This window comes from Ruegeria sp. BHSC223, assembly GCF_059613025.1.
Map to the genome: position 1 here is coordinate 1 of NZ_JBXWRR010000024.1, position 25,102 is coordinate 25,102.

Annotated in this window: 22 protein-coding genes and 1 pseudogene; 16 read left to right on the forward strand and 7 right to left on the reverse strand. The window is 65.7% G+C overall.

Annotation, left to right across the window (positions count from 1 at the left end):
- Nucleotides 1-234, forward strand: a pseudogene (locus tag AC2FNY_RS19820) (S-(hydroxymethyl)glutathione dehydrogenase); the annotation flags it as partial.
- A 34-nt stretch (nucleotides 235-268) separates the two neighbouring features.
- Here the strand turns inward: AC2FNY_RS19820 and AC2FNY_RS19825 are convergent.
- A complete protein-coding gene (locus AC2FNY_RS19825; RefSeq protein WP_234163938.1) occupies nucleotides 269-1,063 on the reverse strand; it encodes a helix-turn-helix domain-containing protein in 795 nt (264 codons plus the stop codon).
- 144 nt (nucleotides 1,064-1,207) lie between these two features.
- Between AC2FNY_RS19825 and AC2FNY_RS19830 the strand changes: the two genes are divergently transcribed.
- The 5 genes from AC2FNY_RS19830 to AC2FNY_RS19850 are packed head-to-tail and all read left to right on the forward strand — an operon-like array spanning nucleotide 1,208 to nucleotide 6,773.
- Nucleotides 1,208-2,281: an ABC transporter ATP-binding protein gene (locus AC2FNY_RS19830; RefSeq protein ID WP_496803523.1), complete on the forward strand. Its 1,074-nt coding sequence runs from the start codon at nucleotides 1,208-1,210 to the stop codon at nucleotides 2,279-2,281.
- A gap of 3 nt (nucleotides 2,282-2,284) precedes the next feature.
- On the forward strand, nucleotides 2,285-3,196 hold the full coding sequence (locus tag AC2FNY_RS19835; RefSeq protein WP_234145472.1) for an ABC transporter permease: 912 nt from the start codon (nucleotides 2,285-2,287) through the stop codon (nucleotides 3,194-3,196).
- Complete coding sequence (locus tag AC2FNY_RS19840) at nucleotides 3,189-3,992, forward strand: ABC transporter permease (RefSeq protein WP_234140800.1); 804 nt, start codon at nucleotides 3,189-3,191, stop codon at nucleotides 3,990-3,992. The genes AC2FNY_RS19835 and AC2FNY_RS19840 overlap by 8 nt, the downstream gene beginning before the upstream one ends.
- 21 nt (nucleotides 3,993-4,013) lie before the next feature.
- Complete coding sequence (locus AC2FNY_RS19845) at nucleotides 4,014-5,033, forward strand: ABC transporter substrate-binding protein (RefSeq protein WP_496803524.1); 1,020 nt, start codon at nucleotides 4,014-4,016, stop codon at nucleotides 5,031-5,033.
- A gap of 57 nt (nucleotides 5,034-5,090) precedes the next feature.
- Nucleotides 5,091-6,773, forward strand: coding sequence for an amidohydrolase (locus AC2FNY_RS19850; protein WP_496803525.1), 1,683 nt, complete (start codon nucleotides 5,091-5,093; stop codon nucleotides 6,771-6,773).
- Here AC2FNY_RS19850 and AC2FNY_RS19855 read toward each other — a convergent pair.
- Nucleotides 6,736-7,662 (reverse strand): LysR substrate-binding domain-containing protein, encoded by a 927-nt coding sequence (locus tag AC2FNY_RS19855; protein ID WP_234166751.1) that lies wholly within the window; start codon nucleotides 7,660-7,662, stop codon nucleotides 6,736-6,738. The genes AC2FNY_RS19850 and AC2FNY_RS19855 overlap by 38 nt on opposite strands.
- A 125-nt stretch (nucleotides 7,663-7,787) precedes the next feature.
- Between AC2FNY_RS19855 and AC2FNY_RS19860 the strand changes: the two genes are divergently transcribed.
- From AC2FNY_RS19860 to AC2FNY_RS19885, 6 genes are read left to right on the forward strand one after another with little or no spacing between them, the layout of a single operon-like run.
- A complete protein-coding gene (locus AC2FNY_RS19860) occupies nucleotides 7,788-8,840 on the forward strand; it encodes an Ldh family oxidoreductase (protein ID WP_496803526.1) in 1,053 nt (350 codons plus the stop codon).
- The gene (locus tag AC2FNY_RS19865) at nucleotides 8,837-10,345 is read left to right on the forward strand and encodes a trimethylamine methyltransferase family protein (protein WP_496803527.1); all 1,509 of its coding nucleotides are present in this window, start codon (nucleotides 8,837-8,839) and stop codon (nucleotides 10,343-10,345) included. The genes AC2FNY_RS19860 and AC2FNY_RS19865 overlap by 4 nt, the downstream gene beginning before the upstream one ends.
- Nucleotides 10,342-11,277 carry a ketopantoate reductase family protein gene (locus tag AC2FNY_RS19870; RefSeq protein ID WP_496803528.1) on the forward strand — a complete coding sequence of 312 codons (936 nt, stop codon included), beginning with the start codon at nucleotides 10,342-10,344 and terminating at the stop codon, nucleotides 11,275-11,277. The genes AC2FNY_RS19865 and AC2FNY_RS19870 overlap by 4 nt, the downstream gene beginning before the upstream one ends.
- Nucleotides 11,274-12,119: a fumarylacetoacetate hydrolase family protein gene (locus AC2FNY_RS19875; protein ID WP_496803529.1), complete on the forward strand. Its 846-nt coding sequence runs from the start codon at nucleotides 11,274-11,276 to the stop codon at nucleotides 12,117-12,119. Before AC2FNY_RS19870 ends, AC2FNY_RS19875 begins: the two co-directional genes overlap by 4 nt.
- A complete protein-coding gene (locus tag AC2FNY_RS19880; RefSeq protein ID WP_496803530.1) occupies nucleotides 12,116-13,453 on the forward strand; it encodes an MmgE/PrpD family protein in 1,338 nt (445 codons plus the stop codon). Before AC2FNY_RS19875 ends, AC2FNY_RS19880 begins: the two co-directional genes overlap by 4 nt.
- A 25-nt stretch (nucleotides 13,454-13,478) precedes the next feature.
- Nucleotides 13,479-14,312, forward strand: coding sequence for an HTD2 family dehydratase (locus tag AC2FNY_RS19885; protein ID WP_496803531.1), 834 nt, complete (start codon nucleotides 13,479-13,481; stop codon nucleotides 14,310-14,312).
- Nucleotides 14,313-14,363: 51 nt separating this feature from the next.
- Here AC2FNY_RS19885 and AC2FNY_RS19890 read toward each other — a convergent pair whose 3' ends face one another.
- The 5 genes from AC2FNY_RS19890 to AC2FNY_RS19910 form a co-directional block, all read right to left on the reverse strand.
- On the reverse strand, nucleotides 14,364-15,536 hold the full coding sequence (locus tag AC2FNY_RS19890; protein WP_496803532.1) for an adenylate/guanylate cyclase domain-containing protein: 1,173 nt from the start codon (nucleotides 15,534-15,536) through the stop codon (nucleotides 14,364-14,366).
- A gap of 62 nt (nucleotides 15,537-15,598) precedes the next feature.
- Nucleotides 15,599-16,882 carry an aspartate aminotransferase family protein gene (locus tag AC2FNY_RS19895; RefSeq protein WP_496803533.1) on the reverse strand — a complete coding sequence of 428 codons (1,284 nt, stop codon included), beginning with the start codon at nucleotides 16,880-16,882 and terminating at the stop codon, nucleotides 15,599-15,601.
- Nucleotides 16,879-17,484 carry a dimethylsulfonioproprionate lyase DddQ gene (gene dddQ, locus AC2FNY_RS19900; protein ID WP_234140815.1) on the reverse strand — a complete coding sequence of 202 codons (606 nt, stop codon included), beginning with the start codon at nucleotides 17,482-17,484 and terminating at the stop codon, nucleotides 16,879-16,881. Before dddQ ends, AC2FNY_RS19895 begins: the two co-directional genes overlap by 4 nt.
- Nucleotides 17,485-17,488: 4 nt before the next feature.
- Complete coding sequence (locus AC2FNY_RS19905) at nucleotides 17,489-18,595, reverse strand: enolase C-terminal domain-like protein (RefSeq protein ID WP_234178130.1); 1,107 nt, start codon at nucleotides 18,593-18,595, stop codon at nucleotides 17,489-17,491.
- A gap of 181 nt (nucleotides 18,596-18,776) precedes the next feature.
- On the reverse strand, nucleotides 18,777-21,230 hold the full coding sequence (locus AC2FNY_RS19910; protein WP_496803534.1) for an FAD-dependent oxidoreductase: 2,454 nt from the start codon (nucleotides 21,228-21,230) through the stop codon (nucleotides 18,777-18,779).
- 69 nt (nucleotides 21,231-21,299) lie between these two features.
- On the opposite strand from AC2FNY_RS19910, the gene AC2FNY_RS19915 reads away from it, so the two are divergent.
- From AC2FNY_RS19915 to AC2FNY_RS19930, 4 genes are all read left to right on the forward strand, one after another.
- Nucleotides 21,300-22,187: a MurR/RpiR family transcriptional regulator gene (locus AC2FNY_RS19915; RefSeq protein ID WP_234163971.1), complete on the forward strand. Its 888-nt coding sequence runs from the start codon at nucleotides 21,300-21,302 to the stop codon at nucleotides 22,185-22,187.
- Nucleotides 22,184-23,284 carry an aromatic ring-hydroxylating oxygenase subunit alpha gene (locus AC2FNY_RS19920; RefSeq protein ID WP_238906224.1) on the forward strand — a complete coding sequence of 367 codons (1,101 nt, stop codon included), beginning with the start codon at nucleotides 22,184-22,186 and terminating at the stop codon, nucleotides 23,282-23,284. Before AC2FNY_RS19915 ends, AC2FNY_RS19920 begins: the two co-directional genes overlap by 4 nt.
- 64 nt (nucleotides 23,285-23,348) lie before the next feature.
- Nucleotides 23,349-23,732 carry a carboxymuconolactone decarboxylase family protein gene (locus AC2FNY_RS19925; protein ID WP_496803535.1) on the forward strand — a complete coding sequence of 128 codons (384 nt, stop codon included), beginning with the start codon at nucleotides 23,349-23,351 and terminating at the stop codon, nucleotides 23,730-23,732.
- Nucleotides 23,733-23,851: 119 nt separating this feature from the next.
- A complete protein-coding gene (locus tag AC2FNY_RS19930; RefSeq protein ID WP_496803536.1) occupies nucleotides 23,852-25,102 on the forward strand; it encodes a sarcosine oxidase subunit beta family protein in 1,251 nt (416 codons plus the stop codon).

The window sequence follows — 25,102 nt, forward strand, 5'->3', positions numbered from 1 at the left end:
GGGGCCGAGATCTCGACCCGGCCGTTCCAGCTGGTCACGGGCCGGGTGTGGAAGGGCACCGCCTTCGGCGGCGCCAAGGGCCGCACGGATGTGCCCAAGATCGTCGACTGGTACATGGACGGCAAGATCGAGATCGACCCGATGATCACCCACACGCTGAGCCTGGACGAGATCAACAAGGGCTTCGACCTGATGCACGCGGGCGAAAGCATCCGCTCGGTCGTGGTATTCTGAAACCAACCCGGCGCCCGGAAACGGGCGCCGGGGATCACAAAAGATGCTTGAGCAACCCGAACAGGTCACGCTGCGATGAGATTGCCAGCTTGCGATACAGGTTGCGGCGATGCACCTTGCAGGTCTCGCGCGAATTGTTCAGCATCAGCGCAGCAGAGCCATTGGAATGCCCTTGCAAAACCAAAGCCGCGATTTGCGCCTCTCTGCGGGTTAGTTGGGCTGCAAGTGTCTCGGCCGCATAGACCCGGATCAGATCGGCCAGCGAAGGTGCATTGACGGGTGGAACCAGGGTAACCGTGGGGCTGATCGCTGCCACATGTTGGGCCAACAGTTCCAGTAGAACCGGCGCATGATGCTTTAGGCACTGGATTTCGCGACGCCGATACGGCCCGCTCCGCTCGAACCGGCTGACGGACAGATGCGCCCGCGCGCCTGATGGCAGGGGCGCCAGCAAGCCAACCTCGTCGCAAAGGCCAGTCTTTCGGTAGTACTCCAGATAGTATTCGCTGGAAAAGAAGCGGTCCGGTGCAATCTCTGGCAGCCGATAGAGGCCCCCCCCAGGTGGCAGGTCCAGAAACTGATAGAACGGATCAAAAGGAAATGTATTGCTCAGGTACTCCGTCAAAGCCGCGCTGGGCAAACGCTTGGAAACGAACCAGGCATCCAGCATCACAGGCGCCTTGCCCGGGTCGAAGCGGATCATGATGAAAGTCGCAAACGATATCCGCGCGCGCAACAATCGCCGAAAGGCGGGAAAAAAGCCGGGCGTACCGACACCACTCATTGCGCTGCGCAATCTATGGATGTCTCTATCTGACAGACCGATCAAATAAATTACCCACGCAGTGACTGATCTTTCGCAGAAAACTAACCCAAGAGGGGTATATCCCCCGGCCGCCAATGGCGCAATCATCAATTGAGCGCAGCAAGAAAACACGACGCGAACCGCGCTGACGATTGGGGGGAGCCGTAATTGACCAATGCGATCAGCGCACGGGCCTTGCGCAAGGTGTATCCGGGCAATCCGCCGGTCGAGGCCCTGGGCGGTGTCGAGATCGACATAGCCGACAACGAGTTTTTCACGCTGCTTGGCCCGTCGGGCTGCGGCAAGACGACGATCCTGCGGCTGATCGCGGGGTTCGAGCATCCGACCTCGGGCACGCTTGAGATGTTCGGGCAGAGCCTGCTGGACCTGCCGCCCTACAAGCGCCAGATCAACACCGTGTTCCAGAGCTATGCGCTGTTTCCGCACATGACGGTGGCCGAGAATATCGGGTTCGGGTTAGAGATGCTGGGCAGGCCCAAGACCGAGATCAGCCAGACCGTGGGCGAGATGATGGAACTGGTGCAGATGTCGCATCTCGCCGACCGGCAGACCGGCCAGATCTCGGGCGGTCAACAACAGCGCGTGGCGCTGGCCCGGGCGCTGGCGCCCAAGCCCCGCGTGCTGCTTCTGGACGAGCCGCTGAGCGCGCTGGATTTCAAGCTGCGCAAGAACATGCAGCTTGAACTCAAGCGCCTTCAGACCGAGACCGGCATCACCTTCATCTTTGTCACCCATGACCAGGAAGAGGCGCTGACCATGTCGGACCGGCTCGCGGTGATGTCCGATGGCGCCATCCGCCAGATCGGTTCCCCGCGCGAGATCTACGACCATCCCGCCGACCGGTTTGTCGCCGATTTCATCGGTGATACCAATTTCCTGTCAGCCGATGTGGTCGAGAACAGGGACGGTGCGGCAACGCTGAGACTGGGCTCGGGGCGCACCATTGCCGCCCGTGCCGCCCAAGGGGTCAACGGCCGTGTCACCATCGCGGTGCGCCCCGAACATGCCCGCCTCGGCACACCCGCCGAGGGGCTGCTTGCCGGGGTGCTGAGCGATGCGGTCTATTTCGGCACCGACACCCATTTTCACGTGACCCTCGAAGACGGGACAACCTTTGTGCTGCGCCAGCAGAACAGCCCCGACAGCACGGCGGTATATTCCACCGGCGATCCGGTGGGGGTGTGCTTTCCCGCCGAGGTTGCCCAGGTGCTGAGGGACTGAGCGATGGCGGAGATACCGGATATCACGGCACGCCGCGCGGCCCGAAACCGCTGGCTGTTGTTGATGCCGGCGCTGGTCATCCTGCTTCTGGCCGCCAGCGGACCCTTGCTGATCACGCTGGTCTACTCGTTTCTCAGTCCGGGGGACTATGGCGGCGTCGAATGGCAGCTCTCGTTCGATGCCTGGTTCAACGTCTTCATGCAGCGCGACATTTTCGATGACACGCTGGGATGGTCGGACGCGCATCTGAGCATCTTCTGGCGATCGGTGAAACTGTCGGCGCTGACCACGCTGGCCTGTCTCGCCTTCGGCTTTCCCACCGCCTATTTCATTGCCACGCGCCCGAAAAAGCAGCGCGACCTGTGGATGCTGCTGATCATCATTCCATTCTGGACCAACCTGTTGATCCGCACCTTTGCCATTCTGGAGCTGATCCGCAACGAAGGCACGGTCAACACGGTCCTGATCGCGCTGGGCATCATCGACGCGCCGATCCAGATGCTGTTCACCGAATTCTCGATCCTGCTGGGCATGGTCTATGTCTATCTGCCGCTGATGGTCCTGCCCATCTATGCCTCGATGGAACGGTTCGATTTCCGGCTGGTCGAGGCGGGCTATGACCTCTATGCGACCCGGCTCCAGGTGTTGCGCCGGGTGATCCTGCCGCTGGTCAAGCCCGGGGTGATCGCGGGGTCGATCCTTGTCTTTGTGCCTTCGCTGGGCGCCTATGTGACGCCGCGCGTGATGGGCGGCGGCAACCAGTTGATGATCGGCAACCTGATCGAGCTGCAATTCGGGCAAGGCCGCAACTGGCCGCTGGGCGCGGCGCTGTCGATCACGCTGCTGGCGATCGTGATGGTGGCGCTGCTGGCCTATGTGCGCGCCGCCGGCAATGACGAGGCCCACCATGGCTGAGCGCGTCTTTGACATCCGCAAGCAGACCGGCTTCACCACCATCGCCTTTGCCTGTTTCGCGATGCTCTACATGCCGATCATCCTGTTGGTGGTCTATTCCTTCAACGCCGGCACCTCGATCGCCATCTGGGAGGGCTTCTCGTGGCGCTGGTACGCCTCGGCCTGGGAGAACGAGCAGGTACAGGAGGCGACGCTGCGCTCGCTGGTTGTCGCGCTCTGGGCCTCGGGCATTTCGACCACGGTTGCGGTGCTGGCGGCGCTGGCCACCACCCGCACGCGGCGGTTCCGGGGGCAGACGGCGGTGTTTGCCCTGATCAACCAGCCGCTGATGGTGCCCGAGATCGTGACCGCCGTGGCGCTGTTGATCTTTTTCGCGATGATCAAGGTCGCCACCGGCTATACCGGGCTGGCCTATCTGATCCTCGCGCATTCTGCCTTTTGCATCCCCTTTGCCTATCTGCCGATCCGGGCGCGGCTTCAGGGCATGGATCTGAGCCTGGAACAGGCCGCCGCCGATCTCTATGCGCCCCCGTTCCAGGTGTTCCGCCGGGTGACCCTGCCGCAGCTGTGGCCGGGTATCCTTGCGGGCGCGATGCTGGCCTTTGTCATCTCGCTGGATGACGTGGTGATCACCGAATTCGTGAAATCCGCCGGTCAGGATACGCTGCCCACCTATATGCTGGGCCAGCTGCGCCGCGTGGTGACGCCCGAGATCAATGCGATTTCCACCGCCCTTCTGGGCATCTCGATCACCATGGTGATCGCCTACACGCTGCTGAGCAAATTCAGAAAGTAAAACACCAAAGGGAGAGTACTGATGAAAAAGGCACTGACGGCACTGACCCTCGTTCTGGCCGGCCCCGCGCTGGCGGAGGGCGAGTTGAACATCTTCAACTGGGGCAACTACACCTCGCCCGAAATGATCGAGAAATTCGAGGCCGAGACCGGCATCAAGGTCACGATCACCGATTACGACAGCAACGACACCGCGCTGGCCAAGATCAAGGCGGGCGGGCACGGGTTCGACATCGTGGTGCCCTCGGGCACCTATATCCCGATCTTCGTGGGCGAGGGGCTGCTGATGGAAAGCAAGCCCAACCAGATGGAGAATTTCAAGCATATGGACCCGCAATGGGTCGATGTGGAATTCGATCCGGGCCGCAACTATACGGTTCCGTGGCAATGGGGCACGGTTGGCATTACCGTCAACACCTCGGTCTATGGTGGCGACATCAACACCGCCGCGCTGATCTTTGATCCGCCCGAAGAGCTGAAGGGCAAGATCAACGTGGTGCCCGAGATGAACGATGTCATGGGCCTGGCCATTCGCTATGCGGGCGGCGAGCAGTGCACCGCCGACAAGGAAATCCTGAAGAAGGCGCGCGACATCCTGCAGGCGGCCAAGCCGCACTGGCTGTCGATGGATTACGGCAATATCGAGAAATACGCCAAGGGCGACCTAGCCGCTGGCGTGAACTGGAACGGCGCCTCGTTCCGGGCCCGCAACCAGAACCCCGATATCGCCTTTGGCTATCCGCAAGAGGGTTTCCCGGTCTGGATGGACAATGCCGCGATCCTGAGCGATGCCAAGAACGTGGAAGAGGCCAAGATCTTCCTCAACTTCATCATGGATCCGGAAAACGCGGCCATGCTGTCGGCCTTTGCCCGCTATGCCAACGGCATCAAGGGGTCCGAGGCCTATATGCCCGAGGACATGAAAACGGCCCCCGAAGTGGTCGTGCCCGAGGAGCTGAAAGGCGCGGCCTTCGTGTCCAAGACCTGCCCGCCCGAGGCGACCAAGCTCTATACGGCGATCTGGACCGAGCTTCAGAAATAACCAACCTGCGGCCCCCTTTTCCCGAAGGGGGCCGCCTTTCTTCACCGGAGCCCGCCCATGCCCGCCGACATCATCATTCACAACGGATCGCTGATCACCTTTGACGAGGCCCAGCCGCAAGCACAGGCGCTGGCGATCCAGGGTGGCGTGATCGCCGCCGTCGGCAGCGATGCCGAGATCCTTGCGCTGGCCGGACCCGAGACCCGGCTGATCGACGCGCGGGGTGGCACCGTGCTGCCGGGCTTTATCGACAGCCATGTGCATCTCTTTGGCGGGTCGGTCGAGCTGGATTGTCTCAGCCTTTACGGGGTCAAGGGTCTGGACGCGATGCGCGCGGCCATTCAGCCCTATGCACAGGCCAATCCCGATGACGCACTCGTCTTTTGCGTGATGGCCGATTACGGCATCCTCGGCACCGGCCACACCCTGACACGCCATGATCTGGACAGTATTCTGGCCGACCGCCCGCTGGCCATGTTCGCCCCCGATCACCACACCGTCTGGGCCAATACCGCCGCGCTCGAGGCGACCGGCCTGCTCCAGGGTGGCGAGGTCGACGCAGGCTCGCTCATCGTGATGGGCGAGGACGGTCTGGCCAATGGCGAGTTGCTGGAACCAGGTGCCTATGGCCCGATCCTGGGCCTGACCCGCCATGGCGGGCGCGAGATGCTGGGCCTGACCACCGGCAAGGACCCCGAGCCGCCCGCCACCCCCGAACAACGCGCCCGCGACAAGGACGTGATCGCCCGCGGCCTGGCCCATTGCGCCGCGCAGGGCATCACCGGGCTGCACCTGATGGACGGCAACCGCTATCAGCTCGAACTGCTGACCGAGCTCGAGGCCGAGGGGCGGTTGCTTTGCCGCTGCGAAGTGCCGTTCCACATGAAGGGCACCGACCCGCTAGAGCGGATGACGGCCGAAGCGCCCGCCATGCGCGCCGCCTATCGCGGCGACAAGGTGCGCTGCAACCACCTGAAGATGTTCATCGACGGCGTGGTCGAAAGCGGCACCGCGCTGATGCTGCGGCCCTATCCGGGCGAGCTGGGCGCCAATGGCAATACGGGCGACGAGGTGTTTATCCAGGAGCATTTCACCGCCTGTTGTGTCGAGGCTGACCGGCTGGGCTTCCAGATCGCGGTGCATGCGATCGGCGATGCCGGGGTGCGGCGCACGATTGACGCGCTCGAAGCGGCCCGGCGTGCCAATGGCCCGCGCGACAGCCGCCACCGGATCGAACATATCGAGGTGATCCATCCCGACGACATCCCCCGGCTGGCGGAACTGGATATCGTCGCCTCGCTGCAACCGGGCCACGCGCCGCGCGGCCATATCTTCCCGCCCGGCGCGGTGGGGCAATACCTGCATCCCGACCAGATCGCGGGGGCCTATGCCTGGCAGACCATCCGCGAGACGGGGGCACGGGTGGTGTTCTCGACCGACTGGCCGGTGATCCCGGTCGATGTGATGCCCAGCATCCGTGCCGCCATCGCGCCGCTCGACCTCGGCCCGGACTGGCCGGACCAGAGCCAGTCGCTGATGGATACGCTGGCCAGCTATACCCGCGACAATGCCTGGGTCGAGTTCAACGAGGACAGCAAGGGCAGGCTGCAAGCGGGCATGGTGGCCGATATCGCGGTGCTGAGCCACGACCTGACCGCGCTGGCCCCCGACGAGATCACCCAGGCCGCCGCGATGGTGACGATCATGGATGGTGCGGTGACCTATCAGCGTCCAGGCTAGGCACCCGGTCCGCCTCGCACAGCCAGATCATGAAGGTTTCGGCGCCCGGTTTGCCGACCCCGCGCGGAGTGATGTTGCAGTAATAGCCGCGCGTGGTGCAGCATTCGTGAGAACAGGCCAGTACCAGCGCCCCGCTTTCCAGCTGGTCATCCATGAAAGGCCGCCAGCTAAGCCCGATCCCCATGCCGTTCTGCAGCGCCCGGTTATGCACCATGAAGCTGTGAAACCGGTCGTGCCGAGGCGGGCTGGGCGGGGTCACGCCGCTGCCCTCGAAAAACCGTTTCCAATCGTCGAAATGAGACTCCGCGCTCAGATGTAAGAGCCGCTCTGCCGCCAGCTCGTCCCGGCTGAGCGGACCGCGCCCGCCAAGCACGGCGGGCGTACAAACCGCCACCAGCCGCTCCGGGATCACCCGTCGCGACACCATACCTTCCAGCCCCGCCGTGCCAAAGGTCACCAGCAGGTCGCAGGTTGCGGGGTCGTAATCGGGGTTCTGGTCGCGGGTCACGATCTGGAGCGCGATATCGGGGTGCCGCGACTGGAACGCGCCCGTCCGGGGCAGCAGGTAATAGCTGGTAAAGCCCATCGCCGCATTGACCACCAGCGCCGCCTGCCCCGACCGGTCGCGCAGTTCGGCCAACCCCTGATGCAGCGCCTCGAACCCCGCCGCCACTGCGCGGGCCAGCTGTGCGCCCTCGTCTGTCAGGGTCAGGCGCGGCTTGGTCCGCAGGAACAGGATCACGCCCAGATCGGCCTCAAGCTGTGCCACCTGCCGGCCCACCGCCGGACCCAGCACGTTGAGCTCGCGCGCGGCACGGGTAAAGCTCAGATGCCGCGCCGCCGCGTCAAAGGCCTGTATCTGGTGCAGGGGCAAGCTGGGTCGCGCCATCATCGTTCATCCAAGGAAACATCAAGCTTCCCCTTTAACATATTTTTTCGCCAACTGCATCCCGTTAGGCTTCACCGCAGGACGGATGAGCCGTGCCCGTGGATACCTCGTCAAGGACGCAAGCAATGCAGGACCCCAACAGCAAGTTGACCCTTGCCAGCGGTCGCACTCGCCTGCCCGCGACAGAGGTGCAATCCCTGCTCGACGCGATTTTCCAGGCCCTGGGGTTTGACCCAGACATCGCCGGTGAAGTGGCCGCGCATCTGGTCGATGCCAGCCTGTCGGGGGTCGAGAGCCACGGGGTGATGCGGGTGCTGGAATATGCCGCCCAGGTCGAAAGCGGCTATCTGACGCCCTCGGGCCGCCCACGGGTGGTGCGCGACGACGCAGGCGGCCCGACTCGGGTCGAGGCGGGGGGCGGCATCGGTATCCCAGCCCTGCGGCTGGCCTATGATACCTGCTGCGACGAGGCGCGCGCGCGGGGTCTGTCGGCGCTGTCGATCCGTCACGTGGGCCATACCGGGCGGCACGGTGCCTTTGCCGAAGCGGCGGCCGAGGCCGGGTGCCTGACCATTTGCCTGGGCGGCGGCAATCGCCAGACCTGGCGGCAGGTGGCGCCCCATGGCGGCGCCCGCGCCATGCTGCCCACCAACCCCTGGTGCATCGGCATTCCCGGTGGCGACCGGGGGCCGGTGGTGCTGGATTTCGCAACCTCCAAGATCGCGGGCGGCTGGATCTATGCGGCGCGGTCGGCCGGGGCGCTGCTGCCCGAGGGCTGCGTGATCGACGCCCAGGGCCACCCCACCCGCAACCCCGAGGATTACTTTGCCGGCGGCGCCATCCTGCCGGCGGGCGGGCACAAGGGTTTTGGCCTTGCCCTGCTGGGCGAACTGGTGGGCGAGGCGCTGCTGGGCCCCTCGACCACCGAATGCAACTGGCTGCTGATCGCGCTGTCGGCAGAGCGGTTCCGCGATGCCCCCGCCATGGCCGCCGCCGCCGAAGAGGTGCTGGACGAGCTGCGCCGCTGCCCGCCCGCGCCGGGCAGTTCCGGGGTCGAGATCCCGGGCGAGCGCGAACGCGCCCATCGCGCGGCCTCGGGCGGGGTGGTGTCGGCCCCGCGCGACACCTGGAGACAGATCGAGACATTGGCCGACCGGCTGGGAGTATCCGCGACATGAGCAGACGCAAGCGCAAGACCACCCCCGAGGCCAGTCCCGGTGAACGACCCGAGACCGCCGCCAATGGTGGCAATTGGCACCCGGTCCCACCCGAGGCGGTCGTACAGCTGGCCGAGGCGGCGATCACCATCCTCACCACGATCGGCATGGCCGAGGCGCCACCGGTCGTCTGCAATGCCATCCTTGCGGCAGGAGGGCGTCTGGATCAGGGCCGCCTCCTGTATCCGCGCGCCCTGATCGAGGCAACGCTGGCCGAAATGCCGCGCCGGGTGCTGCTGGCCGGTCAGGATCCGGCCCATGACCTGAGCGTCGGTGGCACCCGCGCCTATGCCGGCACCGGCGGCGCCGCGCCCAATGTGATGGACGCAGAGAGCGGCGACTACCGCCCCTCCAGACTTGCCGATCTCTATGATGCCGCCCGGCTGGCCGATGCGCTGGAGCATGTGCATTTCTTCGCCCGCTCGCTGGTGGCGGGGGACGTGGCCGATCCGCTGAGCTTTGACCTGGCCACCGCCGCCGCCGCGCTGGCGGGTACTGCCAAACACGTGATGGTGCAGGCAACCGAGCCGGGCCATGTGGCGCCGCTTGCCGCGCTCTGCCACCGGATCGCGGGGGGCGAGGCCGCGTTCCGCGCTCGGCCCTTCCTGTCGCTCAACATCAACCACGCGGTGCCCCCGCTCAGGTTTCACGCCGAAAGCGCCGAGGTGATGGCCGAGGCGGTGCGCGCGGGCATCCCGGTGCATTGCAACGTGTTCGGCCAGTTGGGGGCATCGAGCCCGGTAACGCTGGCGGGATCGGTGGCGCAGACGCTGGCCGAGACGCTGGCGGGGCTGGCCTTTGTCCATGCGCTCGACCCGAACGCGCCGCGCATCGCGGGCCCGCGCCCGATGATCACCGACCTGCGCAGCGGCGGGCTGGCGGGCGGTGCGGGCGAACAGGCGATGGCCACCGGGCTGGCGGTGCAGGTGCTGCGGTTCTGGGACCTGCCTTGTTCGGTGATCGCGGGCGCCACCGACAGCAAGCTGCCCGATTTCCAGTCCGGTTACGAAAAGGCGCTGACCATCAACACCGCGCTTCAGGCCGGGGCCAACCTGATCACCCAGGCGGCGGGCAGCCAGGCCGGGCTGATGGCGGTGCATTTCGGCGCCATGGTGGCCGACAATGACATGCTGGGCGCGATCCTGCGCGCCAATATCCCGCCTGAAATCACGTCCCGGACGCTGGCGTTGGAGGCGATTGCCGAGGTGGTGCGCGGCGAGGGTCATTTCCTGGGCCGGCCCGAGACCTATGCCCGGATGCGCAGCGACTTCCTCTACCCCGAGATCGCAGACCGCGCGCAACTTGGCGACTGGGCCTTGGGCACGCGCGCCGATATGGGCGCGCGTGCCTCGGCCCGGGCCATAACTCTGCTGGGTCGCCATTGGCCCAAGCACCTGTCTCCCGACCTGCGCGCCGATCTGGCCCATCAGTTCGGACTACCCGTTGAAAAGGAGCCTTCCTCATGAAAATCGCAATCGTCGGCTGCGGCGCCATGGGGTCGATCTATGCCGCCCGCCTGGCCGAGGCCGGGCATCAGGTGCGGGCCGTGGACATGTGGACCGACCACGTGGCGGCGATCAATGCCGGGGGCCTGCGCGTGGACGGGCCATCGGGAACGCTCCTGTCCCGTCAAGTCGAGGCGATGGAGGACCTGTCCCGGGCCGGTCCCTGCGACCTCTATATCCTGGCGACCAAGGCGGCGGGCGTCGAACCGGCGGCGCGGGCCATTGCCGCGACCATGCCGGAACATGCCTTGGTACTGACGATCCAGAACGGGCTGGGCGCGGGCGAACGCATCGCCCGCCACCTGCCCGCCGACCGGGTGCTGCTGGGCGTGGCCGAGGGGTTCGGCGCCGCCATGGTCGGGCCGGGACACGCGCGCCACACCGCGATGAAGCTGATCCGGCTGGGCGCGATGACCGGCGGCGACGATCCGCGCCTGGAACAGGTAGCCGGGATCTGGCGCTCGGGCGGGTTCGAAGTCGAGACCTTTGCCGATATCGACCGGCTGATCTGGGAAAAGCTGTTGTGCAACGTCACGCTCTCGGCCCCCTGCACCGCCTTTGGCTGTACCGTTGCCGACCTGCGCGCCGATCCCGAACGCTGGGCGGTGGCACTGGGCTGCATGGCCGAGGCCTATGCGATCGGCCGCGCGCGCGGGGTGGCGTTCTCCTTTGACGACCCGGTTGCCTATGTCACCTCCTTTGCCGAGAGGGTGGGAACGGCCAAACCCTCGATGTTGCAGGATCACGAGGCGGGACGGCGCTCCGAGCTTGAAGCGATCAATGGCGCCATCCCGCCGCTGGGCGCGGCGCTGGGGATCGCGACCCCCTATAACGATACACTCTGCGCGGTGATCCGCGCACGCGAGGCGACATTTGGGGGAGAGCGGACATGAGACTTGCCTCGTTCCTTGTTGACGGCGCGCCCGGCTATGGGGTGATCACCGAGGCAGGCGCGCATCCCGCCCTACCCGCGCTGCGCGCCGCCTGCCCCACCCTGCGCAACTATCTGCGCACCCGCCCGGTGGCCGATCTGCCGGGCCAATGCGGCGCGGCGCTGCCGCTGGACAGTCTGGTCTGGCTGCCGCCGATCCCCGAACCGGGCAAGATCATCTGCGCCGGTATGAACTATCGCAAACCCTATCCGGTCGATGGGGTGCCGCCGCCCGATCCGGGCCATGTGGTTCTGTTCTCGCGCCATCCGCAAACGCTGGTGGGCCATGGCGCCCCGCTGGAAATGCCGCAAGGTTCCGCCGCCGAAAGCTTTGATTTCGAAGGCGAAATCGTTGCGGTGATCGGTCGGCCCGGCCGCCATATCGCGCCAGAGGCCGCAATGGGCCATGTGCTGGGTTATTCGGCGATGAACGAAGGCTCGGTCCGGGGCTGGATGAAGCATTCGGTCCATGCAGGCAAGAATTTCCACGCCTCGGGCAGCTGGGGGCCGTGGATCACCACCGCCGACGAGGCGGGAGATATCGCCGGGATGTCATTGCAAACGCGGGTGAATGGAACCCTGATGCAGTCCGATAGCGGTGCCGGTATGATCTTTGGTCTGGCCGAGCTGATCGCCTATATCTCGCATATCCAGCCGCTGGAGGCAGGCGACATCATCGCCACCGGCTCGCCAGACGGCACCGGCGGCAGCCGCACACCCCCCGCTTTCCTGCGCCCGGGCGACCGGGTGGCGGTCACGGTCGGCGGTGTCGGTACGCTGGAAAACACCGTGGGCGCGTCGTGAACACCGCGCGTCATCTGGCCCGCTTTGCGATCACCTCCCGGCCCGACCCGGCGGTCGAGGCGGTCGCGGCCCCCGCCATTCTCGATTGCATCGCCTGTATCCTGGCCGGGGTCGACAGCCCGGCGGCAAGCCGCAGCCGCGCCGCGCTGGCACCACTGGGCAGCGGCCCGGTGCCGGTTCTCGGCACCGCGCTGACCCTGCCCGCCCCGACGGCGGCACTGGTCAATGCCGTGGCGGGCCATGCCTGGGACATGGACGATTGGGAGGAGCCGGGCAACACCCATCCCACCGTTGTCCTGTTCCCCGCGCTGCTGGCGGCGGCACATCTGCGACCTGTCACGGGCGCCGAGTTGCTGGCGGCCTATGCGGTCGGGATCGAGGTGATCATGCGGCTGGGTCAGGCGCTGACACTCGACCATTACAAACGCGGTTTTCACGCCACCGCCACGCTGGGCGCCATCGGCGCGGCGGCGGCGGTGGCGCGGCTGCTGGGGCTGAGGGAGGATCAGGCAGAGCATGCGCTGGCCCTCTCTGTCTCGCAGGCGGTGGGCTATACCGCGCAATTCGGCAGCACCGCCAAGCCGCTTCAGGCCGGGTTCGCCGCGCGCACCGGGGTCGAGGCGGCGCTGCTGGCCCGGGCGGGCGCCACCGCGCAACCGCATGTACTGGATGACAGGCGCGGCTTTGCCGGGCTGTTGGCGCCGCATGATCCGGCGCGGCTGGCCGCGATCCCCGACCGGCTGGGCGCACCCTGGGGATTGTTGCAATACGGGCTGGCCTTCAAACCCTGGCCGTCCTGCGGCTATACCCACCGGCTGATGACAGCGGCGGCCGAGATCCGCGACCGCCTGAACGGCGAGACCGCCGGTATCGTCGCGATCCGGGCCAGCCTGCCCGATTTCCACCATGCGATCCTGCCCTTTCACCAACCCCGCAACCAGGCGGAGGCGCTTTTTTCCGCCCCCGCCTCTGTTGCGCGGATGCTGGTTTCGGGCGGGTTGACGCTGGCCGATGGCGCGGCGGAGTTCTGGACCGAGCCCGAGATCCGCCGCCTGATCGCGCTGACCGTGCTGGTGCCCGAACCGGCGCGCGACCCGTCGCTGAACTTTGATCCCGAGCAGCCCGACCGCCTGCACGTCACACTTTCCGACGGCCTTGAACTGAGCGCCAGTTGCGCCTATCCGCTGGGCGCACCGCAGAACCCGATGCCGCCCGACCGGCTTGCGGCGAAATGGCACGAGATCACCGGGCGCCCTGTGTCGCAGTATCGGGCCATGCTGCGCTGGCCGCAGGCCGCCGATATCGCCACCTTTCTGCGGCAGGAGGCGGCTTGAGACGTTGACGGAAAGGACCCCGGCGATGACCGAGAGCAATCTGCAAGACTGGCTGGGCCGGCAGGAGAGCACCGAGGACACGCTGCGCGCCCAACCCGCGCGCTTTCTTCAGGCCACGCTCGACCGCGAGCCGGACCTGACCGAAGGCGACGCGCTGCCGCCGCTCTGGCATTGGCTCTATTTCCTCGAGGCGCGTCGCGCCAGCGAACTGGGCCGTGACGCGCATCCGAAAAAGGGCGGCTTCCTGCCGCCCGTTTCGCTGCCGCGCCGGATGTGGGCGGGCGGCCGGTTCCACTTTGACCGCCCGCTTATCCTGGGCCGGGCCGCCAGCAAACGCTCGACCATCGCCTCGATCACCGAGAAGGAGGGGCGCAGCGGCAAGCTCTGCTTTGTCACCGTCCAGCACGAACTGTTCCAGGATGGCGTTCCCGCCCTGACCGAAGAACATGACATCGTCTATCGCGAGGATTCGGCACCGGATGCCCCGGCGCCCGCCCCCGCCCCCGCGCCCGATGATGCCGAGTTCTCGCGCCGGATCGCGCCGACCGAGGTGATGCTGTTCCGCTATTCGGCGCTCACCTTCAACGGCCACCGGATCCATTACGATGTCGACTATGCCCGCACGGTCGAAGGTTATGACGGGCTGGTGTTTCACGGCCCACTGACCGCCACCCTATTGGCCGATCTGGCCTGCGCACAGGCGGGCCGGCCCCTGCGCGCCTTCTCGTTCCGGGGGCTGGCGCCGATTGCCGGCCTTGCCCCCTTTGACATCCAGGGCCGGGCCGAAGGCGACAGCCTCACACTCTGGGCCCGGCGCGCGGACGGCGCGCTGGCCATGCGCGCCACTGCCGAGTTCTGAGGGCTGGGTCGATCCCGAACCGGGGTCGGACCAGACGCGCCTTTTGGTGTTTCAGCCGGTCGGTTCGATCATGCCAAAGACCTCGATTTCCTGGCTGAGACCGCGGATCCGGTGACTGCCGCGCGGCGTGAACATCCCAGGTGACGCCTGTGCCACCGCAGCCGTGGCCAGCACCCGATTGCCGAGTGTCTTGGTCAACCCCTCGATCCGGCTTGCCGCATTCACCGCCGGTCCCAGAACGGTAAAGTCGAGCCTGCCGGGACTGCCGATATTGCCATAGCTGACCCGGCCCACATTGATCCCGATGCCAATGTCCAGCGGTGACCGGTTGGCTTCCCTGCGCGTATCGTTCAGGGCCGACAGCCCTTCAAGGATCCCACGCGCCGCGCGGGTTGCTTGCCGGCACTTTCCGTTCCGCTCTTGCGGCGTGGAAATCACGAAGACCGACAAAATACCGTCCCCCATGAACTTGAGCACATCGCCGCCCATGGTTTCCACCGACTGGACCACAAGTTCGAAATACCCGTCCAGCGCGTCAAAGACCGCGTCCTCGCCCGCGGTTTCGGAAAAGGCGGTAAAGCCGCGCAGATCGGTGAACATGACCACCGCGTCGAGCGTCTTGCGCGCGCCGCGCCTGACGGTCCCGTTCCAGACCTCCCGCGATGGCCCGTCGCCAAGATAGGTGCGCAGCAGGCTTTGGGTGGACTTGCGCATCGTCATCGGCTCCAGCGCCGAGGACAGGCCCGGTTTCGACGCCTCGATCATTGCCAGGTGTTCCGGGCTGAACCCGCCGCTGTCGCGGGTGGCAAAGGTGCAGCCGTGCAGCGATCCGTCCCCATATTCAAGCAGCGTCGCGTAATAATCGGTGCCTCCCGCCTCGGCGAATTCGAGATAGGAAACATGGTCCTTGTCGCGATCAAGACCGCGAAGGCTTTTGTGCAGCGGTTTCTGATGGGTCAGGATGTATTCAAAGGCGCTGCCGATATAGTCGTCTGTCAGCATGCGCGCATGGGTGACATCATAGGTTTCGGTGCCATCGGGCGTCCAGACGATGCCCCACGCGATCAGCAGGGGGTTGGCAAACCGCTGGCCGATATTGACCCGCCAGAGCGGCACGCCGGCATCCACAAGTGTCGCGCAATATCGCGACACCACCTCGACAGGATCGTCAGAACAGCGACCCCGGGTCATCATCCAGTGATTGAGGTCCGCAACAGGATCCATCGCTCCAGCTTAGGTCTTTGCGCCCGTGGCACAAGTCCCCATGGCCCGGCGATACCCCTCGCCTATCCCTTGACCGCCGCGACCGCCACCGCCGCACGGATTAGCGCCGCTTCGGTCCGCTCCAGCTCCTCCTCGCCCAGCGCCAGCGAGGGATAGAGCTTGCCCGGAGACTTGAACACGCCCTCGGCCCGCAGCACCGCGTTCCAGACCTGCGCCCGCTCGGGCTCGGCATGGCGGGCCGTGCGGTAATCGGTGCAGGCGGCCTCGGTGAAATAGACGTCGAACAGAGTGGCGTCGCCCGACAAGCGGTGCGCGATGCCCTGTGCGGTCAGTGCCCGCTCGTGCATCGCCATCAACCGTGCACCCAGATCGCGCAGGCGCGCGTACTGGTCCGGACGGCGCAGGACCTCGAGCGTCTTGAGCCCCGCCGCCGCCGCCACCGGATTGCCTGACAGGGTGCCCAGCTGCATCAGCCAGCGTTCGGCCCCCACCGCCCCCTTGTCGAAATGCGCCATGATCCGGGCCGAGGCACCCAGCGCCGCAAGCGGGAAGCCGCCACCGATCACCTTGCCCAGGGTGACGATATCGGGGGTCACGCCATACTGTTCCTGCGCGCCGCCATAGGCGAGGCGAAAGCCGGTGACGATCTCGTCAAAGATCAAGAGCACCCCATGGCGATCGCAAAGCGCGCGCAGGCCCTGAAGGAAACCGGGCGCGGGCGCGATGATCCGTTGCAGCGGCTCGGCGATGATCGCGGCGATGTCGTCATGCTCGGCCAGTAGCGAGGCCACCGCCTCGAGATCGTTGAACGGGGCCACCAGCACCTGATCGGCCACCCCCTGCGGGATACCGGCGCTGTCGGGCACCGGGGTCGGGAAATTGACCGCGCGGGCGGGGGCAAGGCTCATTTGTGCCTCGGCCGACATGCCGTGATAGCCGCCCTCGAATTTCACGATCCGGGACTTGCCGGTATAGGCGCGCGCCAGCCGGATCGCGTACATGTCCGCCTCGCCGCCCGAGGTGACAAAGCGCACCTGTTCGCAACAGGGCACCGCCTGAACGATCGCCTCGGCCAGCTCTATCCCCTTGGTGTTGTTGGCGAAAAAGGTCATGCCCAGCGGCAGTTGCTCCAGCACCGCCTCCATCACCTCGGGATCGCCATGGCCCAGCAGCATCGGTCCCGATCCGATCAGATAGTCCACGTATTCGCGCCCGTCCTGATCCCAGACCCGCGCGCCCTGCCCGCGCGCGATGATGGCAGCGGGGTCGAAATTGCCGAACCCCGCAGCGGGCAGCACCGCGCGGGCGCGCTCGATCCAATCGGCCTGGCTGTTCAGTCGGATCATATCTCTCCCTCCGGATAGGTCAGCACCGGCGCGGTTTCCAGATCGCCGCGCCACAGAACCAACGCCATGAAGGGGCGATCATGGGTGCGCGTGGCATGAGCGCGCCCCGAGGGGTGGAACACATGATCGCCCGGCCCCAGACGGCGGGGCGGATGCCCCTCCATCAGGAACTCGGCCTCACCTGCCAGGATGAAATAGATCTCTTCGGCCGGGTGCTGGTGGAACGGATAGTAAAGCCCCGCCGGCATGTAGACCACATAGGCCGCAAGGCCGTCGCAGGCAAAGGGCCCGCCCTCGCCGATCAGGCAGTAGCAGCCGAACCGGTCCATGAAATCGGCCCCCAGCCGCGAGCCCTGATAGGTCAGTCGCCACTGGGCCACCGCGCCTGCGGCGATGAAGGCATCGCGGATCGCCGCATAGGCGGTGGTCGTCAGGTCCGGATCGCTCTCCATCAGCGCGGCGGGCGGGATGCGGACGGGCGTGATCGGTTGTGGCGTCAGACTGTCGGGAAGGGTCGCGAAACCGGCCAGGGCGGGTTCGCGCGCATGAAGCGCCTGAAACTCGGCCAGAAGGTTCTGAAAGGCGGGATCGGTTTGGGTCATGCGGTCAATCCAGTATCAGGTCGGGTACGCCCAATGCGCCCCGGTCGACGGTGATGCCAAGGCCCGCGCCTTTGGGCGGGGCGATGCAACCATTTGCGCGCACCGGCGCATCCGGGGCAAGTCGCGGAGCGACATAGCCCGACAGATCGCAGACATTCAGCACCCGCCCCGGGTCGCTCGCAGCGCCCAGATGCAGCAGCGCGGCGGTGGTGATATCACTGCCCCAGGTGTCCTCGATGCACATCCGGGCGCCCAGATGCAGGCACAGATCCCGCGCCCGGCGGGTGGCCGAAAGCCCGCCGAATTTCGACAGCTTCAGCGCCACCGCATCCATGATGCCCAGCCTGTGCGCCGCCAGCAGCGAGGCGGTGTCATGGGCCAGTTCATCCATCTTCATCGGCAGGCCGGTGGCGCGCTGAACGCGGGCGCAATCCTCCAGCGTCGCGCAGGGCTGTTCCAGCATGATGTCGAGATGCGAGACGGCCCGGCCCACCCGGATCGCCTCCAGCGAGGTCGCGCCGCAATTCCAGTCGCCATAGACCAGCGGCCCCGGCCCGACCGCCGAGCGTACCTTTGCCAGCCGCTCAACATCGGTCTGCCAGTCGCCCGAGGCGCCCAGCTTGACCTGGAACTGGGTGATCCCCTGCGCCTGCGCCTCGCCCGCGATACGGGCCATCTCGTCGGGTGCGATACAGGTGATCGAATGATAAAGCGGCATGTCCGCCGCGCGCTGCCCGCCCAGCAACGCATAAAGCGGCAGTCCCGCCACCTGCCCGGTGATGTCCCACAGCGCGATATCGAGCGCCGACTTGGCATAGGGGTGGCCGGGCAGGTGCCGGTCGGCTCGCGCCATCAGCGCCTCGGGGCCGACGGGATTGGCGCCCAGGATCACCGGGACCAGCTCTTGCAATGCGGGGGCGACACCGCGCGCATAAGCAGGCAGGTAATGCGGGATCGGACAGACCTCGCCCCAGCCGGTTATCCCGGTATCGGTCTGAACCGCGATCACCACGGTCTCGACCGTGTCGCAGGTCTTGCCATCGGCCATGTAGTAGGCGGTGTGGCTGGTCAGCGGCACATGCCAGAGCGATATGCGGGTGATGCGTGTCATGCGTTTACCGCCACAGGTTTGCCCAGCGCTGCCCACTGCTGGAGAAGAGGCTTGCCGGGATCGGCGCCCATTGGCAGTGCGTGGAGGCGATCCGTCTTGTGCTCAGGCGTGGTGCCGGGGGGTGGGGTCGGATGCCTCCGGCGGGAGTATTTGCAGCGGAATGAAGGACCGGACCGGATCATTACACTGGCTCCGCCTGAAGATAGGCACGGGGGCGGGCATTGTCCGGGTCATAGGCGGGCGCGCCGAGGATGCGGCCCTTGCGTGGCTGTCCGGCAATGATCACCTCGACCTCGGTTCCGGGCAGGTTCACCTGCGGTTTGACATAGGCGAAGGCGAGGATCTTGCCGACCGTATGCCCATAGGCGACCGAGGCGGTGGAGCCTATCACCTTGCCGTGGAGCCGGACCGCCTCGCCGCCATTGCCGTCGAAGCGGCCGTCGGGTTCGATTTCGAGATAGGCGCAGACCCAGGGCAGGTTGCCGGTGTTCAGCGTCTTGTCCCGACCCAGATACTCCTTGTCGGTGCGGGCAAAGCGCAGCACGTCGGCCTCGGCCAATGTCACTTCGTTGGTCAACTCGCCCGCGCCCTTGAACGCCTTTTCCATGCGCAGCGCATTCATCGCGAAACTGCCATAGTCGGTCAGGCCATGGCCCTCGCCCGCCGCCCAAAGTGCGTCATAGACCGCAAGCGCATGGTCGCGGGGGATGTGCAACTCCCAGCCCAGTTCGCCCGCATAGGACATGCGCAGGGCCCAAAGGCTGTGGCCCGCAACGGTGATCTGCTGCGCGGTCAGCCATTTGAAGTGCGCGTTCGACAGGTCGGCATCGGTGCAGGCGGCAAGCATATCACGCGCGCGCGGGCCGTTCAGGGCCAGCGCGGCCCAGTCGGTAGAGAGGGTGCGGATCGTGATCTCCGCCGTGCCGCGATGCGCGGCCAGGTGATCCAGCAGGCGCTGTTCGAAGAAGGCGGCGCAGACAAGGTAGTAACGGTCCTGGCCCAGCTTCACCACGGTGGTTTCCAGCTCGATCCGGCCGCGCCGGTTCAGCATATGGGTCAGCGCGATGCCGCCCACCTGTTGCGGCAGGCGGTTGGCGGTGAGACGGTCGAGCAGCACGCTTGCGTCCGGGCCCGAGACCTCGACCTTGGTAAAGGCCGAGATATCCATGATCCCAGCGGCGGTACGCACGGCGGCGCATTCGGTCGCGACCATCTCATGCACCGGGGTGCGGCCAAACCCATAGTAATCGCGCTGTTCGATCCCGCGCGCGAACCAGCGTGGGCGTTCGTGGCCATAGACTTCCTCAAATACCGCACCCTTGGCCTTGAGCCGGTCATAAAGCGGCGAGGGTTTCACCGGACGCCCGGCAAGGCGGTTGAAATGGGGAAACGGGATCTCGTGGCGCAGGCAGTAGTCTTCCTTGGCCTTCACGACCTGCCAGTCCTTGGTGGCATAGGCGCCGAACCGGCGCGGGTCGAACTCGCGCATCGAGATATCGGCGGCGCCATGCACCATCCAGCGCGCCAGTTCGCGTGTCAGGCCCGGCCCCCAGCCGATCCCGATCTGGGTGCCGCAGCAGCACCAGTAGTTGCGTACGCCCGGCGCCGGGCCGATCAAAGGGTTGCCGTCGGGCGGGTGGGAAATGGCGCCATGCACCTCGCGCTGGATACCGAGATTGGCAAAGATCGGCATGCGGTTGAGGCTCTCTTCGAGCCAGGGCATGACCCGGTCGTAATCGGCATCGAACAGCCAGTTTTCATAGTCCCACGGGCATTCGTCGATCCAGACGGCATTGGGATTGGCCTTTTCATAGATGCCGATGAGGCCGCGTTTCTGCTCCATCCGGATATAGCCCGAGACCTTGCGATCATCGCGGATGACCGGCAACTCGCGGTCCAGCGATTGGAACTCGGGCACCGGTTCGGTCACGAAATAGTGGTGCGTCATCGAGGTCATCGGCAGTTGCAGACCCGACCATTCGCCCATCTGCCGGGCATAGGTGCCGCCCGCGTTGACCACATGTTCGCAGGTGATCGTGCCTTTTTCGGTCTCGACCACCCATTCGCCATTCGCGGCTTGCGTGATGTTGGTGGCGCGGGTGTGGCGGAAGATGCGCACGCCCTTGGCCCGCGCGCCCGCCGCCATCGCCATGGTCACGTTTGTCGGGTCCACATGCCCGTCATCGGGTGTGTGCAGCGCGCCCAGCACGCCCTCGAGATTGTAGAACGGGTGCAGCTCGGCGATCCGCTCCGGCCCGACAAGCTCGATGTTGAAGCCCAGCGCGGTGCCCACTGACAGCGTATGGCGCAGCCAGTCCATCTCATCCTCGGTATAGGCCAGCCGGAACGAACCGCAGCCATGCCAGGTGACCGCCTGCCCAGTCTCGGCCTCGAGCTTTCCGGAATAGAGGCCGATGTTGTAATCGACGCATTTGCCGAGGCCGAAAGAGCTTGTCGAATGGGTGATCTGCCCGGCCGCGTGCCAGGTGCTGCCGCTGGTCAGTTCGGCCTTTTCCAGCAGGACGGTATCGCCGCCCCACCCTTCATGCGCCAGGTGATAGGCCAGGCCCACCCCCATGACGCCGCCGCCGACGATGACCACACGCGCATGGGTGGGCAGGCTCTGCTGGGGCATGAAATTTTCCACTTCACGAGTCGCGATTTCTCTCGACAGGCTAATGCCACATTTGTACCATCGTCAATCATGAATGAAACAAATGTATCATCTTCAGTTTTGAACCGCCTCACTGCGGAGTGGGACGCCCTGACGCCAGAGGCACAAAAGGCCGCGCGCTATGTGCTGGAAAATCCCGCCGACGTGGGGGTCTCGACGGTGCGCGAGATTGCCGAGGCCGCCAATGTAAAGCCCAACACCTTTGTCCGCATGGCGCGCCAGGTGGGCTTTGATGGCTACGAGGATTTCCGCGCGCCCTTCCGCGACGCGATCCGGCGCGGCACGGCCAGCTTTCCCGACCGGGCGCGCTGGTTGCAGGATATCGGCCGCTCGGGCGAATTGGGCGGGCTATACGCCGACATGGTGGGCGCCGCGATCCGCAATATCGAGGAGACCTTTGCCGGCATCGACGCCGAGCGGTTGAAGACAGCGGCCGAGGCGATCTGGGACAGTCGGCAGGTGTTCACTCTGGGCGTGGGCGTGAACAACGCCAATGCCCGCGCCTTCACCTATCTCGCCTCGACCGGCATGACCGATTTCCACGCGATCCCGCGCCCCGGTTCGACAGCGGTGGACGATCTGGCCTGGGCCGATCAGCGCGACGTGCTGATCGCGATGACCAGCCGCCCCTACCGCTCCGAAGTGGTCGAGGCGGTGCGCATCGCCCGCGACCAGGGGCTGACCGTCATCGCGCTGTCCGACAGCCCGGCCAGCCCGATCATCCGCGCCGCCCAACATGGCTTTGTCGTGGCGGTCGACACACCACAGTTCTTTCCGTCCTCGGCCTCGACCATCGCGCTTCTGGAAACGTTGCTGAGTTTTGTCATCGCGGTGGCCGATGACGAGATCGTGACGCGGGTCGAGAGCTTTCACCGCCGCCGCCACCAGTTAGGCCTCTATCTGCAGGAGCCGGAATGACAATCAACGCCACCCCGGTGCGCTCGCTTGAGGCGCGCTATTACACCGATCCGGCGATCTATGCTGCCGAGCAGGCCGGGCTGTTCGCCCGGACATGGCAGTTTGCCTGCCATGCCAGCCAGCTGGAACAGCCTGGCGACTATCTCGCCTTTGAGCTTGGCACTGAAAGCCTGTTCTGCATCAGGGGCCGCGACGGGGTGATCCGCACCTTTTACAACGTCTGCCAGCACCGGGCGCATCAGCTGGTCAGCGGCACCGGCTCGACCCGTGTCGTCGTCTGCCCCTACCACGCCTGGACCTATGAGCTGACCGGTCGCCTGCGCGCCGCGCCCAACGCGAAATCGGTGCCCGGTTTCGACGCCGCGCAAATCTGCCTGACCGAGGTCCGGACCGAGGTCTTTCTCGGCTTCGTCTTTGTCAACCTTGACCCCGAAGCGCAGCCGATGGACGACTGGTTCCCGAACGTGCGGGCCGAGCTTGAGGCCTTTGTCCCCAACTGGTCCGATCTGAAACCGCTGGAATGGGTCGAGATCCCCGAAGATTGCAACTGGAAGGTCTCGGTCGAGAACTATTCCGAATGCTACCATTGCAGCCTGAACCACCCGACCTTTTCCACCGGGGTGATCCGGCCCGAGACCTATGACATCCAGCCGCAGGGCTATTGCCTGCGCCACACGACCGAATGCAACGATCTGAGCCAGATGACTTACGACATCGACAGCGGTTTCCCCAACAACGACCGCTATTCGAGCTGGTTTCTCTGGCCGATGTTCTCGTTCCAGGTCTATCCCGGCAACCTGTTGAACACCTATCACTGGCGCGCGGTGGATGCGGGCCGGGTGGTGGTCTGGCGCGGCTGGTACTCGGTCGGCGGCGCCGAGAACGAAACCGTGCGCCGCATGGCGAAACAGGACCGCGCCACCACGGTCGAGGAGGATATCCGGCTGGTGGAGTCGGTCCAGCGCGGTTTGCGTTCCCGCGGCTATGTGCCGGGGCCGCTGGTGGTCGATCCCGCTTGCGGCGTAAACTCGGAACATTCCATCCTGCACCTGCAGACCTGGATGCGCGAGGCGGTTGCGGCCGAGCCGATGTCTTGAAAAGACATCGGCCCGAAATCCGCGCCGGATTTCGGCCACCGCAACACAGAAACGGAGCGACAAGATGAACACATTCGACGAAGACCTGTTCCTCAAGGGGCTGGAACAGCGCAAGGCCACGCTGGGCGCCGATTACGTGGAAAGGAACCTCGCCGCCGCCGACGACTTCACCCGCCCCTTTCAGGAGGCGATGACCGCCTGGTGCTGGGGCTTTGGCTGGGGGGACGACGTGATCGAGCCCAAGACCCGCTCGATGATGAACCTCGCCATGATCGGCGCGCTGGGCAAGATGCATGAATGGGAAATCCATTGCCGTGGCGCGCGCACCAACGGGGTCAGCCGCGACGAGATCCGCGCCATCATCCACGTGATCGGCATCTATTGCGGCGTACCGCAGGCGCTGGAGTGTTTCCGCGTCGCCCGGCGGGTGCTCGACAGCGAGGACTGACCTCGCCACAGGCCCGCGCCTTTTGATGGGCATGTCCGATTTGAACCCCAAGTGGTCCGAAGATGTCCGCGACTCGGGGCCGGTTTCCAGCCAGCATGGGGCAAAGGGAGTCGGATTCGATGGGCTATTCAGGACTACGGGTCATCAAAGAGGCGCTGACCGGTCACCGCGGCTGGGGACCGGCCTGGCGCGATGCCGCGCCCAAGGCGCAGTATGATTATGTCATCATCGGCGGCGGCGGCCATGGGCTGGCCACTGCCTATTACCTCGCCAAGGAGTTCCGCCAGGCGCGGATCGCGGTCCTGGAAAAGGGCTGGATCGGTGGCGGCAATGTGGGCCGCAACACCACCATCATCCGCTCGAACTATCTGCTGGACGGCAACGAGCCGTTCTACGAGTTCTCGCTGAAACTGTGGGAGGGGCTGGAGCAGGAGTTGAACTATAACGCGATGGTCAGCCAACGCGGCATCCTCAACCTGATCCATTCCGACGCCCAGCGCGACGCTTTCATCCGCAGGGGCAATGCGATGATGCTGAACGGTGCCGATGCCGACCTGCTCAGCACCGAACAGATCAAGGCACGCTATCCGTTCCTGAATGTCGACAATGCCCGGTTCCCGATCAAGGGCGGGCTGGCGCAGCACCGGGGCGGCACCGTGCGCCACGACGCGGTGGCCTGGGGCTATGCCCGCGCCGCCGACCGGCACGGCGTCGACATCATCCAGAATTGCGAGGTCACCGGCTTCCGCATTGAGAACGGCACCTGCACCGGGGTCGAAACCTCGCGCGGGGTGATCGGCGCGGGCAAGGTGGCGGCCTGTGTCGCCGGGTCCTCCTCGCGGCTGATGGAAAAGGCGGGCATGCGCCTGCCGATCGAAAGCCACGTGTTGCAGGCCTTTGTCTCCGAGGGTCTGAAACCGCTGTTGCCCGGGGTGATCACCTTTGGCGCGGGGCATTTCTATTGCAGCCAGTCCGACAAGGGCGGGCTGGTATTCGGCGGCGATATCGACGGCTACAACTCCTATGCCCAGCGCGGCAACCTGCCGGTGATCGAGGATGTCTGCGAGGGCGGCATGGCGATCTTTCCGATGCTGGGCCGCGCCCGTCTGCTGCGCAGCTGGGGCGGCATCATGGACATGTCGATGGACGGCTCGCCGATCATCGACCGCACCCATATCGGCGGGCTCTATTTCAACGGCGGCTGGTGCTACGGCGGGTTCAAGGCGACGCCCGCCTCGGGCTTTGCCTATGCGCATCTTCTGGCCACCGACAACCCGCACAAGACCGCCACCGCCTATCGCTTCGACCGGTTCGCGCGCGGGCGGATGATCGACGAAAAGGGCATGGGCAACCAGCCCAACCTGCATTGA

Bases quoted from the DNA above. Each gene is read 5' to 3' on its own strand.
- AC2FNY_RS19845 (WP_496803524.1), top strand. From the start codon at position 4,014: ATGAAAAAGGCACTGACGGCACTGACCCTCGTTCTGGCCGGCCCCGCG.
- AC2FNY_RS19910 (WP_496803534.1), bottom strand. From the start codon at position 21,230: ATGCCCCAGCAGAGCCTGCCCACCCATGCGCGTGTGGTCATCGTCGGC.
- AC2FNY_RS19870 (WP_496803528.1), top strand. From the start codon at position 10,342: ATGAAAATCGCAATCGTCGGCTGCGGCGCCATGGGGTCGATCTATGCC.
- AC2FNY_RS19855 (WP_234166751.1), bottom strand. From the start codon at position 7,662: ATGGCGCGACCCAGCTTGCCCCTGCACCAGATACAGGCCTTTGACGCG.
- AC2FNY_RS19895 (WP_496803533.1), bottom strand. From the start codon at position 16,882: ATGATCCGACTGAACAGCCAGGCCGATTGGATCGAGCGCGCCCGCGCG.
- AC2FNY_RS19905 (WP_234178130.1), bottom strand. From the start codon at position 18,595: ATGACACGCATCACCCGCATATCGCTCTGGCATGTGCCGCTGACCAGC.
- AC2FNY_RS19865 (WP_496803527.1), top strand. From the start codon at position 8,837: ATGAGCAGACGCAAGCGCAAGACCACCCCCGAGGCCAGTCCCGGTGAA.
- AC2FNY_RS19860 (WP_496803526.1), top strand. From the start codon at position 7,788: ATGCAGGACCCCAACAGCAAGTTGACCCTTGCCAGCGGTCGCACTCGC.
- dddQ (WP_234140815.1), bottom strand. From the start codon at position 17,484: ATGACCCAAACCGATCCCGCCTTTCAGAACCTTCTGGCCGAGTTTCAG.
- AC2FNY_RS19840 (WP_234140800.1), top strand. From the start codon at position 3,189: ATGGCTGAGCGCGTCTTTGACATCCGCAAGCAGACCGGCTTCACCACC.
- AC2FNY_RS19925 (WP_496803535.1), top strand. From the start codon at position 23,349: ATGAACACATTCGACGAAGACCTGTTCCTCAAGGGGCTGGAACAGCGC.
- AC2FNY_RS19915 (WP_234163971.1), top strand. From the start codon at position 21,300: ATGAATGAAACAAATGTATCATCTTCAGTTTTGAACCGCCTCACTGCG.
- AC2FNY_RS19885 (WP_496803531.1), top strand. From the start codon at position 13,479: ATGACCGAGAGCAATCTGCAAGACTGGCTGGGCCGGCAGGAGAGCACC.
- AC2FNY_RS19835 (WP_234145472.1), top strand. From the start codon at position 2,285: ATGGCGGAGATACCGGATATCACGGCACGCCGCGCGGCCCGAAACCGC.
- AC2FNY_RS19850 (WP_496803525.1), top strand. From the start codon at position 5,091: ATGCCCGCCGACATCATCATTCACAACGGATCGCTGATCACCTTTGAC.
- AC2FNY_RS19875 (WP_496803529.1), top strand. From the start codon at position 11,274: ATGAGACTTGCCTCGTTCCTTGTTGACGGCGCGCCCGGCTATGGGGTG.
- AC2FNY_RS19890 (WP_496803532.1), bottom strand. From the start codon at position 15,536: ATGGATCCTGTTGCGGACCTCAATCACTGGATGATGACCCGGGGTCGC.
- AC2FNY_RS19930 (WP_496803536.1), top strand. From the start codon at position 23,852: ATGGGCTATTCAGGACTACGGGTCATCAAAGAGGCGCTGACCGGTCAC.
- AC2FNY_RS19920 (WP_238906224.1), top strand. From the start codon at position 22,184: ATGACAATCAACGCCACCCCGGTGCGCTCGCTTGAGGCGCGCTATTAC.